An 11,848-nucleotide genomic window follows, 5' to 3' on the forward strand; every position below is an offset into this window, starting at 1 on the left:
TCCGCCTTCGGGCAAATCTCCATGTCTCGACCACTACGGTCGAGGTGTCTTTGGTGGAAACGGGACTCGTGTCGGGTTAGTCCCCAAGGCCGGTATCGGCTCAAACCGATGCCGCCACGACGTAAGTCTTAAGTTGCCACATCCCAGGCCGGCCTAGCGCCGGCCTGTTTTTATCTACAGCTTTCCCACCCGACCTGCCCTGCAGGCAGGTCACTCCGGCCCCCGGGTCCACTCCTTATAAAAGAGTGGCAGATCGGCACTGACCCGGCTGGCGAACCGGGGCGGCCGCTTTTCCAGGAACGATCGGACCCCTTCCTTGCCATCCCCGACACTGGTGTGAAACATCGCCAGCGAGTCGATCCGGTGGGCCTCCACGGATGGGGTTGCGCGGAATTCCGGTACAGCATCTGCCGGGCCAGGGCGACCGCCACCGGCGACCGATTGTCGACAATCCGGTGGGCCAGCTTCCGGGCCTCCTCGAGCAACCGATCCGACGGATAAACCGCCTTGACCAGCCGGCCCCGCAGGGCCTCCTCGGCATCGAAAATATCCGCGGTATAGACCCATTCCAGTGCCTGCTGGATGCCGACGATCCGGGGCAGGAACCAGGAGGAACAGGCCTCCGGGACGATGCCGATTTTTCCGAATACGAACCCGATCCGGGCCTTCTCGGAGGCCAGGCGGATGTCCATGGCCAAAGGCCTAGGCCACGAGCTCCGACGCCGCACGCAGATACGCGCGACAGTCCGCCACGATGCGCTCGACCAAGTCGGCGCAGCTCGGCACGTCGTCGATCAATCCGATCACCATGCCGGCGCTGATCACGCCGCCGTCGATGTTTCCTTCTCTGAGCGCCTGCTTGCCGCGAACGCCAGCAACGAGCGGGCGCACTTCCTCGAACTTCGCGCCCTTCTTCTCCATCGCCACCACTTCGTTCGAGATCGCGTTCTTGAACACGCGCGCGGTGTTATGCATCGTTCGGAAGATCAGATTGGTGTCGCGCTCGCCGGCCTTGGCCAAGGCTTGTTTGATGTTGTCGTGAATCGGCGCTTCCTTGGTGATCATGAAGCGCGTGCCCATATTGATGCCGTGAGCGCCCAACGCGAACGCCGCGGCCATGCCGCGCCCGTCGCCAATTCCGCCAGACGCAATCACCGGAATCTTCAACGCACGCACGGCGGCCGGAATCAAAATCAAATTGGGAATATCGTCCTCGCCCGGATGGCCGGCGCATTCGAAGCCATCGATGCTGACCGCATCCACGCCCGCCCGCTCCGCCGACAACGCGTGCCGCACCGACGTGCATTTGTGCACGACCCGGATCCCGTGCTCCTTGAGCTTGCCGATAAAGTCTTTGGGATTGTTGCCGGCGGTCTCCACGATCTTCACGCCGCTGTCCATGATCACTTGCAAATATTCCGCATACGGCGGCGGTGTGATCGCCGGCAGAATCGTGAGATTCACACCGAACGGCTGATCCGTCATGGTCCGGCAGCGCTCGATTTCTTTACGCAGATCTTCGGGCGTCGGCTGCGTGAGCGCAGTGAGAATGCCAAGTGCGCCGGCGTTCGAGACGGCTGATGCCAGCTCCGCAGTGCCGACCCACTGCATGCCGCCTTGAATGATCGGATAGCGCGTGCCGAGCAGCTCGGTGACCCTGGTTCTCATCCGGATTTGGCCCTGTCTTGCGAGAGGGCCAAGAGTACCGAGGTTGGCCGCGCTTGTATCGTTATTTAACGGCGGCGGCGCGGTCCAATCCAGCACGCAGATCCTGGAGCAGATCTTCCACCGATTCGATGCCCACCGAGATTCGCAGCAGCGTTTCACTGATGCCGGCGGCACGCTGAGCGTCAGCAGGCATTGCCGCGTGAGTCATTGACGCGGGATGCGCGACCAGACTCTCGACACCACCGAGGGATTCCGCCAGTGAGAACGTCTCCAGCCCTTCCAGGAAGGCGCAGACATTCGGAATACCGCCACGCAGTTCAAAGCTCAGCATCGCCCCGAAGCCGCTCTGCTGGCGCTTTGCCAGCTCGTGCTGAGGATGCGAGGGCAAGCCGGGGTAATACACCTTCTTCACCGCCGGGTGATCGTTCAGAGCGTTCGCAATCTGGAGCGCATTGTCACCGTGCACTTTCAAACGAGCATGCAACGTGCGAATGCCTCGCAACGTCATGAAGCTGTCGAACGGAGCGCCGGTGACGCCGATACAGTTCGCCCACCACACCACACGCTCGTGTAGTTCCGGCGTGGAAGAAACAATCGTGCCGCCGACCACGTCGCTGTGACCGTTCAGATACTTGGTCGTCGAATGCAACACGAAGTCCGCGCCCAACGACAGCGGCTGCTGCCACACCGGCGACAGGAACGTATTATCGACCAGCAGCCAGGCGCCGATCGCATGCGCCTGTTCAGCGACCTTGCGAATGTCGACGATACGCAGCAGCGGATTGCTGGGCGTCTCCACCCACACGAGCTTCGGCTTGCGAGCCAGCGCTGCCGTCAGCGCGGCCTCATCCGTCTGGTCGACGAACTCAACCCGCAGCTGTCCGCGTCGCGCGAGATTGCTGAACAAGCGATGCGTGCCGCCATAACAATCATGCGGAGCGATCAGCAGGTCATCATGCGACAGCAGCTGACACGCCAGATGAACCGCGGCCATGCCGGAGGCCGTCACAACAGCGCCAGCACCGCCTTCAAGTGATGCAATCGCCTCGCCCAGCGCGTCGCGCGTCGGATTGCCCGATCGCGAATAGTCGTAGGTGCGCTTCTCGCCGAAACATTTGAACGAGAACGTCGAGGTGAGATGCAGCGGCGGCACCACCGCGCCGTGCTGAGGATCGGAATCGAGAGCGGCACGGACTGCGCGAGTCGCGGCCGAAGGGCGCCAGGTCATTTCACATCTCCGGTAGTCGACAGTGCACGGGTGAACACCTCATGCAGTGCCTGCGTCTCTTTCAAGAAAGCATCGTGGCCATACAAGGACGAGAATTCGGCGAGCTGCACGGGGCCGCTGACCGACTGCCTCAACATTCGCATGTCCGAGAGCGGCACGAGCTGATCCTCGATGACCGCCACCAGCCAGGTGGGCACGCGAATCCTGGCCGGGTCGACCTGATGCAGATCGATGGATTCCGACAGGCACACGAAAGCTTCGGGAATATAGGCGGCGGCGTAGGCATCGCCACGCGACAGCAAATAGGACTCGACCGGGAATTGGAAACGTCCATCGACCCGCGTCGCCGGGCCGGCGAAACGTTGTTCGAATTCAGCGGGACTGCGATAGGTCGCCATCGCAAGCGCCCGCGCCAGGCGCAAGCCTTCGGCGCCCTGCCCGTTTTGGGCTGCGTAACGAACGACTGCGCGCTGCACGCTGCGCCAGGCGGTCGACATTGGATGAGAGCGATGCGCGGCGCTGATGACGACGATGCGCTTCACTAGATCGGGAAATCGTTCGGCGAACGCGAGCGCGACCATGCCGCCATACGACGCACCGACAATCGCTTCCAAGGGCCCGAGCTTCAGATGCTCGAGGACTCGACGCAGCAGCTCGGCCTGGTCTTGAGAAGCGATCGAGGGGAAATCATTTTGCCCGGCACGCGGACCGGTGCTGCCGCCACTGCCGCCGAGAAAATCGATGCCGAGAATGCGATAGCCGCTGCTGTCGAGCGCGCGGCCGGGGCCGATGATGTCGCTCCACCAGCCTTTTTCATTGGGGGTGTCGACGACAGCGCGACCGGCTGAGATACCGCCGAGCGCGGCAATGACCGGCGCGGCAGGATTGCCGACCAGCCGCCACGCGACTCGGACGTCTTTGAGCTCACCGCCAAAATGCAGCGGCAAGGCTCGGTCAAGCTCCAGCACGCCCTCGTGAACAGCCACAGAGGTGCGCTCGGGCACAGCATTCATGAATCGAACACTCCGTATCGACTTCAGTACCGCGACCGAAGGCCGGGACTGAACAGGTTTCGCTCATCGCAGAAACCCCACGGAGGTCCGTAGAGGGTAGGTCGCCGTGCCCCACCGCCCGCGCAATGCGAGCAGCTGCAACAGCAACTCATCTGTCGGGGCTCCAAATGGAGTCTCCCCGCAGGAGTTGGCACCTTTTCGAGATGGTTAGTCTCGACGGTTGCCCCGGCTTCAAAGGGCCTGACCCTCAGCCGGTCTCGATGAGTAGCCGGGAGTCTAGAGTCAACCGCCAGATTCGGTCAAGAAACCCGTGGCCGGTTGCCGACCTGCGTCACGAAAAAAACCACCGCGATTTCTTCGTCTTAGCGGTTCCAGGCCGGTCACGGGCTTGCCCCTAACCGCACTAATGTATTAACGTACTAATGCACTAGTACAGTTTCTCCTCGTACCGGCCCTTCAATAGATTCGGGGCACCATGAAAGACCATCGGGCATTGACGCCGCGCCAGGAGGCGCTCGCGGAACGGGCGCTGTTTGGCGCCATCCTGACCTTACGCAGCATCGATGAATGCCGCGCGTTCTTTCGCGACCTGTGTACGCCGGCGGAACTGCAGGCGCTCGCGGATCGATGGGCTGTGGTGGCCCTGCTCCAGCAAGGAGTGCCGTACCGGGAAATTCACAAACAGACCGGCGTCAGCGTGACCACCATCGGTCGCGTCGCGCGCTACCTGCTCAACGGCAATGGCGGATACACCTTGGCCGCCGAACGCATGAAAGATTCCACCGACACCCGTTCCACCGACTCAGGGCGCGTCCGACCATGATGGACAAAGCAACCCGTCTCAAAGTCGCCCTGCAAAAATCCGGGCGCCTCACCGAAAACTCGCTGGACCTGATGGTCCGCTGCGGCTTGAAGTACAGCCGCGGCAAAGATCAGCTGATGTGTTACGGCGAGAACATGCCGCTCGATCTGCTGTTCGTGCGCGACGACGATATCCCCGATCTCGTGCAACAGGACGTGTGCGATCTCGGCATCGTCGGTATCAACGTCATCGAGGAGAAACGCCTCGCCTTCCAGGCGAAAGGTGTAACGCCGCTGTTCGAACAACTAATGACGCTCGACTACGGCAAGTGCCGCCTGTCGATCGCTGTGCCCGATGGTGTCGAATACAAGGACGCGCGTTCCTTGAACGGCAAACGCATCGCCACCACGTACCCAAACATTCTCGGCCGCTATCTGCGTCAGCGAGATGTACAGGCGGAGATCGTGACTTTGTCCGGCGCCGTGGAAATCGCGCCTCGCCTCGGCCGCGCCGATTTCATTTGCGATCTGGTATCTAGCGGCTCGACGCTGCTGGCCAATCACCTGTGGGAAGCAGAGACCATCCTGGAGAGCCAGGCCGCGATCATCACCACGCCGGTGCCGGTGTCCCCTGAAAAGCAGGACTGGATCCATCGTTTGACGATGCGCATCGACGGCGTGCAGCAGGTGAAGGAAAGCAAATACATCATGCTCCACGCGCCGCGCTCGAAGCTGGCCGATATTCGCAAGCTCCTGCCCGGCAGCGAGTCGCCGACCATCGTGCCGCTCGACGGTAACGCCGACAAAGTCGCCGTGCACGCCGTGTGTCGCGAGAACGTGTTCTGGGAAACGCTCGAGAGCCTGAAGAGTGCGGGCGCGAGCGCGATCCTGGTGTTGCCGGTTGAGAAGATGTTGGCCTGAGCCAACCTTAGCCAGAGAGGTCAATCGTGAGCTTGTCGTTGCTGGAGTGGTCGAGTCTTTCCGCGGATGAACGGCGGGCTGCCTTGCGGCGGCCGGCGCAGGCGGATACCGACGGCTTGCATCGACGCGTCAGCGAGATCATCAAAGACGTCCGCGCTCGCGGCGATCAAGCGCTGCTCGAATTCACCGAACGCTTCGACGGCGTGAAGCTCACGTCCCTCGAAGCCGACGCCGCCGAATTCGCCGCCGCCGAAAAGTCGCTCAATGCCGAACAGCGCGCCGCCCTCGAACGCGCGATCAGCAACGTGCGTCGCTTCCACGAAGCACAGCTCGGCAATCCGCTGCGAATCGAAACATCGCCGGGCGTCATCTGCGAACGTCACTTCCGCGCGATCGATGCGGTCGGTTTGTATGTCCCCGCGGGCGTCGCACCTCTGCCCTCCGCCGCCATCATGCTGGCCGTCCCCGCCAGCATCGCCGGTTGCCCCACCCGCATCATCTGCACGCCGCCTCGCAAAGACGGCACGCCTGATCCTGCGGTGTTGGTTGCCGCAAGGCTGTGCGGTGTCGAGCGTGTATTCAAAGTCGGCGGCGCGCAGGCCATTGCCGCGATGGCCTACGGCACAGCGTCGATTCCAAAGGTCGACAAAGTGTTCGGCCCCGGCAGTGCCTGGGTGACGGCTGCGAAAATCCTCGCGGCCAACGATCCCGATGGCGCAGCCCTCGATCTGCCGGCCGGTCCTTCCGAAGTGCTGGTGATCGCGGACGACCAAGCCAACGCCGAATTCGTCGCCGCTGACTTGCTGGCCCAAGCCGAGCACAGCGCCGACGCTCAAGCCATTCTGGTCACAACCTCACGTGCGCTCGCCGAAGCGACGCTGGAGCAATTGGAAGCGCAGATGCGCCGCCTCGGTCGTGAGAGCACGTTGCGTGAATCCATCAATCACGCACGTTTGTTCCTCGTCGACTCGTTGCACTCCGCCTTCGAGCTCAGCAACGCCTACGCGCCGGAACATTTGATCGTGCAGGTCGCGAAGGCTCGCGATTGGCTACCCAACATTCGTAACGCCGGCTCGGTGTTCCTCGGCGCATACACGCCAGAAACAATGGGCGACTACTGCAGCGGCACGAATCACGTGCTGCCGACCTATGGTTTTGCCCGTGCCTACAGCGGCCTGTCGCTGGTCGATTTCCAGAAGCGCATGACGGTGCAGGAACTGAGCGCCGACGGCTTGCGCGATCTCGGCCCGACCGCCATCACCATCGCCGGCCTCGAAGGCCTGGACGCACACGCCAACGCAGTGCAAGTGCGCCTGCGCCAACTCGCGAATCCCACATGAACCCGATCCTGAATCTCGCACGGCCCGACATCCTGTCGCTGCAGCCGTATCAACACGCGGCTTGGGAACCGACGCTCGAGCGCATGCACGCCAATGAAATGCCCTGGCGGGCCGACGGCGACGCATCGCATGCCGGTCTCAACCGCTATCCCGAGCCGCAGCCCGATGTACTCATCGAACATCTGGCCAAGCTGTACGGAACCTCGCCGAAGAACGTGATCGCGGGCCGCGGCAGCGATGAGGGCATCGACCTGTTGGTTCGCGCTTTCTGTCGCGCCGGCGAAGACAGCGTGCTGATCTGCCCGCCCACCTTCGGCATGTACAAAGTCTCGGCGCGCATTCAAGGCGCAGGCGTCATCGAGGTGCCGCTGATCAAAGAGCGTGGCTTCGAACTGGATGTGCAGGTCGTCCTCGCCGCCTGGCGCGAGAACGTCAAAATTGTTTTCGTCTGCACGCCCAACAACCCCACCGGCAATCTGCTCGATCGCGCTTCCATCGAAGTGCTGTGCGCGCAGTTGAGCAACAAATCGCTGGTCGTCGTCGACGAAGCGTATATCGAATTCGCCAATGCCCCGAGCATGGTGCAGGACCTGGAGCGCTTCCCGAACCTCGTGATCCTGCGCACCTTGTCGAAGGCCTATGCGTTGGCTGGCGCGCGGTGTGGTGCGTTGATCGCGCATGAAGACATCATCAGTCTGCTTGCCCGCGTGATCACGCCGTACGCACTGCCCACCCACACCATCGACTCTGTGTTGCATTTGACGGATGACCAGCACGTCGCCGAATCCAAGAAGCGGATCGAGATGATCTTGGCTGAGCGTGCGCGTGTCTCCGAGGCGCTTGCCTCGCTGCCGCTGATTCGCGAAGTGTGGCCCAGTCACTCCAATTTCATCCTGGTGGACTGCGTCGATGCCGACGCCGTGCTGCGCGCCGCATTGTCAGCAGGCTTGATCATTCGCGATCCTCGCTCGCAGCTCGGCCTCGGCAGCAGCCTGCGCATTTCCATCGGCACGCCCGATCAGAACGATCGACTCATCCGCGGCGTGACCCAGGCATCGGGAGTTCCGGTATGAGCGGCCAGCGCGTTCTATTCATCGATCGCGACGGCACCATCATCACGGAGCCGGCGGACAAACAGATCGACAGCTTGCAGAAGTTCCGGCTGGTGCCGGACGTGATCGCAGGGTTGCAACGCCTGCGCGATGCCGGCTACACGTTCGTGATGGTGAGCAATCAAGACGGCCTCGGCACCGAGAGCTTTCCTGAACCGACGTTCCGTGAGCCGCACGAATTCCTGCGCGAGCTGCTGAAGTCACAAGGCATCACGTTCGCCGAAGAATTCATCTGCCCGCACAAGCCGGCCGACAACTGCCAGTGCCGCAAGCCCAAGACCGGCCTGCTCGACGATTATCTGAAAAAGACGCCCATCGATCGCGAGCACAGCTATGTCATCGGCGATCGTGAGACCGATCTGCAGCTCGCGACCAATCTCGGCATTCAAGGCATTCGCGTTCGTACGGACGAAACACCCGGCGACACGTGGCCTGAGATTACCGCCCGTCTGACTGCGAAGGCTCGCACCGCGACGGTGGTTCGCAAGACCAAAGAAACCGACATCAAGGTCGAAGTGAATCTGGATCGCGAGACCCCGATTCATATCGAGACCGGGCTCGGCTTCTTCGATCACATGCTCGAGCAGATCGCCAAGCATGGCGGCTTCTCGCTGCAGCTCACCTGCAAGGGCGACCTGCACATCGACGAACATCACACCGTCGAGGATTGCGCGCTCGCCCTGGGCCAGGCGTTGAAACAAGCGCTCGGCGACAAGCGCGGCATTCATCGCTACGGCTTCCTGCTGCCTATGGATGAAGCGCTGGCGCAGGTGGCCATCGACTTGTCGGGTCGCCCCTATTTCGTGTTCGAAGGTCAGTTCGGTCGCGATTCCGTCGGTCAGCTGCCCACCGAGCTCGTGCCCCATTTCTTCCGCTCACTGGCGGAGACCTTGGGCGCGGCCATCAATCTGAAGGTTCAAGGCGAGAACACTCATCATATGATCGAAGCCTGTTTCAAAGGCGTCGGTCGTACATTGCGCCAGGCGTTTCGTATCACGGACACGGAATTGCCCAGCACCAAGGGTACGTTGTAATGCAGCTCGCGATCATCGACAGTGGCGGTGCCAACATCGCCTCCCTCCGCTACGCCATCGATCGACTCGGCGTGGCCTCCGAGCTCACGACCGATCCTGAAAAGGTTCGCGCCGCCTCGCATGTGATTCTGCCCGGCGTCGGCGCCGCGGCCGATTGCATGGGCCGCTTGCAGAAGATTCCCGGCCTGGTCGATACCATTCGCAAGCTGCGACAGCCCATGCTCGGCATCTGCGTTGGCATGCAGCTGTTGTTCGAATCGTCGGAGGAAGGTGAAGTGCCCTGTCTCGGACTGCTGCCCGGACGCGTGCGACGCTTCGCCGATCGCGACGATCTGCCGGTCCCGCACATGGGCTGGAATCAGCTGGAGTTCGAGCCCGGCTCGCCGCTACTCAAAGACATCCAGCCCGGCGATCATGTTTATTTCGTGCACAGCTATTCGGCGCCGGTCAGCCCGCTGACGGTCGCGACCGCGACGTATGGCGAGCAATTCTCCGCTCTGGTCCAGAGCGGCAATGTGTTTGGCGCGCAGTTCCACCCGGAACGCTCGGCGCGCATCGGCTCATTGCTGCTGCGTAATTTCCTGCAACTGCAACCGACTCACTGAAAAAACCATGGAGCTGATCCCCGCCATCGATCTCAAGGACGGCCGTTGTGTCCGCCTGTTCAAGGGCGACTTCGCCGCCGAGACGGTGTATTCGAACGATCCGGCCGAAATCCTGGCCCGCTATCGTGCCTTCGGGGCGCGACGCATTCACGTCGTCGATCTCGACGGCGCGAAGGACGGCACCCAGGCGAACCGCGATGCAATCGTGAAATTCGCCGGCGACCGCTCGCTCAAACTCCAAGTCGGCGGCGGTCTGCGCTCGCTGGAGCGCGTCAAAGCGCTGTTGGATACGGGCGTGGAACGCGCCGTCATCGGCAGCGTCGCCATCAATTCACCCGACGTGGTGATTTCCTGGCTGTCGGATGTCGATCCGACGCGTATCGTGCTTGCATTGGACGTGCGCTTGGATGACTCGGGCCTGCCGATGCTCACAACCCACGGCTGGCAACAGACGAGCAGCGTCAATCTGTGGGCACTGGTCGAACGTTATATGCGATCCGGCATCGCTCACGTACTGTGCACCGACGTCGCCCGAGACGGCGCGCTCACCGGCCCGAACTTCGAGCTGTATGCGGACGCGGTGCGAAGATTTCCCGAGCTGCAGTGGCAAGCGTCCGGCGGTGTCGCCACCGCGCGTGACCTGATCGCCCTGCGCGAATGCGGCGTCGCCGCTGTGATCAGCGGCAAAGCGCTGCTGGAAAACAAGATTTCACCTGAGGAGCTGCGGCCATTCTTGCCAAACGCATCATCCCCTGTCTCGATGTAAGAGACGGTCAGGTCGTCAAAGGCGTGCGCTTCCGCGACCACGTGGTCGTGGGCGACATCCTCGAGCTGGCACAGCGCTATCGTGACGAAGGCGCCGACGAACTGGTGTTCTACGACATCACCGCGAGCCCGGACGGACGCACGGTGGATCGCAGCTGGATCCGTCGTATCGCGCGTATTCTGGATATTCCTTTCTGTGTGGCCGGCGGCATTCGCAGCGTCGCCGACGCCGAGGAAGTACTCGGTGAAGGCGCGGAGAAGGTGTCGATCAACTCCCCTGCCATTGCCGATCCTGAATTGATCAACCGACTGAGCGCACGCTTTGGCGCGCAATGTGTGGTCATCGGTATCGACAGTCAGACGGTCGAAGGGGTCTATCAGGTGTATCAATTCACCGGCGATCCAAACCGCACACGTAACACGGCACGCAAAACCTTGGACTGGGTGCGTGAGGTGCAGGAGCGTGGCGCCGGCGAGATCGTGCTCAATTGCATGGCGAGCGACGGCGTGCGCAAGGGCTATGACATCGCACAGCTCAGCGCCGTGCGTGCGTTGTGCCGAGTGCCGCTCATTGCATCGGGCGGCGCAGGCGCGAAGGAACATTTCGCGAGCGTGTTCAACGAGGCCAAGGTCGACGGTGCGCTCGCGGCCAGCGTGTTTCATACGGGCGCGCTGCCCATTCCCGATCTCAAGCACTATCTGCGCGAGACCGCCATCGAGGTCCGGCCATGAAGCTCGAGCAGATCGAATCCTTCGACTGGGGCAAAGGCGATGGCCTGCTGCCGGCAGTCGTGCAGGACGCGACCAACGGCAAGGTGCTCATGCTCGGTTACATGAATCGCGAAGCGTTGCGTAAGACGCTGGGCGAGAAGCGTGTGACTTTCTACAGCCGTAGCAAACAACGGCTCTGGACCAAGGGCGAGACGTCCAGCAACTTCCTGCATCTGGTCGATGCCGCGATCGACTGCGACAACGATACGCTGTTGATCACCGCCCGGCCCGATGGCCCGACCTGTCACAACGGCACCGATAGTTGTTTTGGCGATGAGATCGGCACGACCGCGACTCACCTCGCCTTCCTGTCGCGGCTCGAGTCCGTCATCGAGAAGCGCGTCAGCGAACGGCCCGAGGGCAGCTACACCGCGCGCTTGTGGGCCGATGGCCCGACTCGCATGGCGCAGAAAGTCGGCGAGGAAGGCGTCGAGGTCGCGCTCGCGGCGGTGACCCAGAGCGACGACAAGCTCGTCGGCGAGGCCGCCGACCTGCTGTTTCATCTGACCCTGCTGTTGAAGAGTCGTCAGCTGTCCCTGGGCCATGTGGTCGCGGAACTGGAGCGGCGTCACGCCGCCAAGCGGTAAAAG

12 protein-coding genes, 1 pseudogene and 1 riboswitch are annotated in these 11,848 nt (G+C 62.2%); of the genes and pseudogenes, 9 read left to right on the top strand and 4 right to left on the bottom strand.

Features of this window, described 5'->3' with window-relative positions:
* Nucleotides 1-210: 210 nt before the first annotated feature.
* The 4 genes and pseudogenes from ACFPN2_RS01255 to metX form a co-directional block, all read right to left on the bottom strand.
* Nucleotides 211-698, bottom strand: a pseudogene (locus tag ACFPN2_RS01255) (enoyl-CoA hydratase-related protein); the annotation flags it as partial.
* 4 nt (nucleotides 699-702) lie between these two features.
* Nucleotides 703-1,668 (bottom strand): NAD(P)H-dependent flavin oxidoreductase, encoded by a 966-nt coding sequence (locus tag ACFPN2_RS01260; protein WP_380594180.1) that lies wholly within the window; start codon nucleotides 1,666-1,668, stop codon nucleotides 703-705.
* A gap of 61 nt (nucleotides 1,669-1,729) precedes the next feature.
* Nucleotides 1,730-2,896: a cystathionine gamma-synthase gene (gene metB, locus ACFPN2_RS01265; RefSeq protein ID WP_380594181.1), complete on the bottom strand. Its 1,167-nt coding sequence runs from the start codon at nucleotides 2,894-2,896 to the stop codon at nucleotides 1,730-1,732.
* A complete protein-coding gene (metX, locus tag ACFPN2_RS01270) occupies nucleotides 2,893-3,909 on the bottom strand; it encodes a homoserine O-succinyltransferase MetX (protein WP_380594183.1) in 1,017 nt (338 codons plus the stop codon). The genes metB and metX overlap by 4 nt, the downstream gene beginning before the upstream one ends.
* A gap of 145 nt (nucleotides 3,910-4,054) precedes the next feature.
* Nucleotides 4,055-4,176, bottom strand: a riboswitch (SAM riboswitch).
* Nucleotides 4,177-4,384: 208 nt separating this feature from the next.
* Here metX and ACFPN2_RS01275 point away from each other — a divergent pair.
* From ACFPN2_RS01275 to hisIE, 9 genes are read left to right on the top strand one after another with little or no spacing between them, the layout of a single operon-like run.
* A complete protein-coding gene (locus ACFPN2_RS01275; protein ID WP_380594185.1) occupies nucleotides 4,385-4,732 on the top strand; it encodes a YerC/YecD family TrpR-related protein in 348 nt (115 codons plus the stop codon).
* Nucleotides 4,732-5,631: an ATP phosphoribosyltransferase gene (gene hisG, locus ACFPN2_RS01280; RefSeq protein ID WP_380595270.1), complete on the top strand. Its 900-nt coding sequence runs from the start codon at nucleotides 4,732-4,734 to the stop codon at nucleotides 5,629-5,631. The genes ACFPN2_RS01275 and hisG overlap by 1 nt, the downstream gene beginning before the upstream one ends.
* Nucleotides 5,632-5,663: 32 nt before the next feature.
* A complete protein-coding gene (hisD, locus tag ACFPN2_RS01285; RefSeq protein WP_380595272.1) occupies nucleotides 5,664-6,971 on the top strand; it encodes a histidinol dehydrogenase in 1,308 nt (435 codons plus the stop codon).
* Nucleotides 6,968-8,044, top strand: coding sequence for a histidinol-phosphate transaminase (gene hisC / locus ACFPN2_RS01290; protein WP_380594187.1), 1,077 nt, complete (start codon nucleotides 6,968-6,970; stop codon nucleotides 8,042-8,044). Before hisD ends, hisC begins: the two co-directional genes overlap by 4 nt.
* Nucleotides 8,041-9,117, top strand: a complete 1,077-nt coding sequence (gene hisB, locus ACFPN2_RS01295) for a bifunctional histidinol-phosphatase/imidazoleglycerol-phosphate dehydratase HisB (protein ID WP_380594189.1) — start codon at nucleotides 8,041-8,043, stop codon at nucleotides 9,115-9,117. Before hisC ends, hisB begins: the two co-directional genes overlap by 4 nt.
* Nucleotides 9,117-9,722 carry an imidazole glycerol phosphate synthase subunit HisH gene (hisH, locus tag ACFPN2_RS01300; RefSeq protein ID WP_380594190.1) on the top strand — a complete coding sequence of 202 codons (606 nt, stop codon included), beginning with the start codon at nucleotides 9,117-9,119 and terminating at the stop codon, nucleotides 9,720-9,722. The genes hisB and hisH overlap by 1 nt, the downstream gene beginning before the upstream one ends.
* A 7-nt stretch (nucleotides 9,723-9,729) precedes the next feature.
* A complete protein-coding gene (gene hisA / locus ACFPN2_RS01305; protein ID WP_380594192.1) occupies nucleotides 9,730-10,488 on the top strand; it encodes a 1-(5-phosphoribosyl)-5-[(5-phosphoribosylamino)methylideneamino]imidazole-4-carboxamide isomerase in 759 nt (252 codons plus the stop codon).
* Nucleotides 10,452-11,219 (top strand): imidazole glycerol phosphate synthase subunit HisF, encoded by a 768-nt coding sequence (gene hisF, locus ACFPN2_RS01310; RefSeq protein ID WP_380595274.1) that lies wholly within the window; start codon nucleotides 10,452-10,454, stop codon nucleotides 11,217-11,219. Before hisA ends, hisF begins: the two co-directional genes overlap by 37 nt.
* Nucleotides 11,216-11,845: a bifunctional phosphoribosyl-AMP cyclohydrolase/phosphoribosyl-ATP diphosphatase HisIE gene (gene hisIE, locus ACFPN2_RS01315; RefSeq protein WP_380594194.1), complete on the top strand. Its 630-nt coding sequence runs from the start codon at nucleotides 11,216-11,218 to the stop codon at nucleotides 11,843-11,845. Before hisF ends, hisIE begins: the two co-directional genes overlap by 4 nt.
* Nucleotides 11,846-11,848: the final 3 nt, after the last annotated feature.

Source organism: Steroidobacter flavus, assembly GCF_042651805.1.
Lineage (GTDB): Bacteria > Pseudomonadota > Gammaproteobacteria > Steroidobacterales > Steroidobacteraceae > Steroidobacter > Steroidobacter flavus.

What these genes read in the sequence shown, in the direction of transcription:
- hisH (WP_380594190.1), top strand. Translation starts at nt 9,117, where the DNA reads ATGCAGCTCGCGATCATCGACAGTGGCGGTGCCAACATCGCCTCCCTC.
- hisIE (WP_380594194.1), top strand. Translation starts at nt 11,216, where the DNA reads ATGAAGCTCGAGCAGATCGAATCCTTCGACTGGGGCAAAGGCGATGGC.
- ACFPN2_RS01275 (WP_380594185.1), top strand. Translation starts at nt 4,385, where the DNA reads ATGAAAGACCATCGGGCATTGACGCCGCGCCAGGAGGCGCTCGCGGAA.
- ACFPN2_RS01260 (WP_380594180.1), bottom strand. Translation starts at nt 1,668, where the DNA reads ATGAGAACCAGGGTCACCGAGCTGCTCGGCACGCGCTATCCGATCATT.
- metX (WP_380594183.1), bottom strand. Translation starts at nt 3,909, where the DNA reads ATGAATGCTGTGCCCGAGCGCACCTCTGTGGCTGTTCACGAGGGCGTG.
- hisC (WP_380594187.1), top strand. Translation starts at nt 6,968, where the DNA reads ATGAACCCGATCCTGAATCTCGCACGGCCCGACATCCTGTCGCTGCAG.
- hisG (WP_380595270.1), top strand. Translation starts at nt 4,732, where the DNA reads ATGGACAAAGCAACCCGTCTCAAAGTCGCCCTGCAAAAATCCGGGCGC.
- hisB (WP_380594189.1), top strand. Translation starts at nt 8,041, where the DNA reads ATGAGCGGCCAGCGCGTTCTATTCATCGATCGCGACGGCACCATCATC.
- hisA (WP_380594192.1), top strand. Translation starts at nt 9,730, where the DNA reads ATGGAGCTGATCCCCGCCATCGATCTCAAGGACGGCCGTTGTGTCCGC.
- metB (WP_380594181.1), bottom strand. Translation starts at nt 2,896, where the DNA reads ATGACCTGGCGCCCTTCGGCCGCGACTCGCGCAGTCCGTGCCGCTCTC.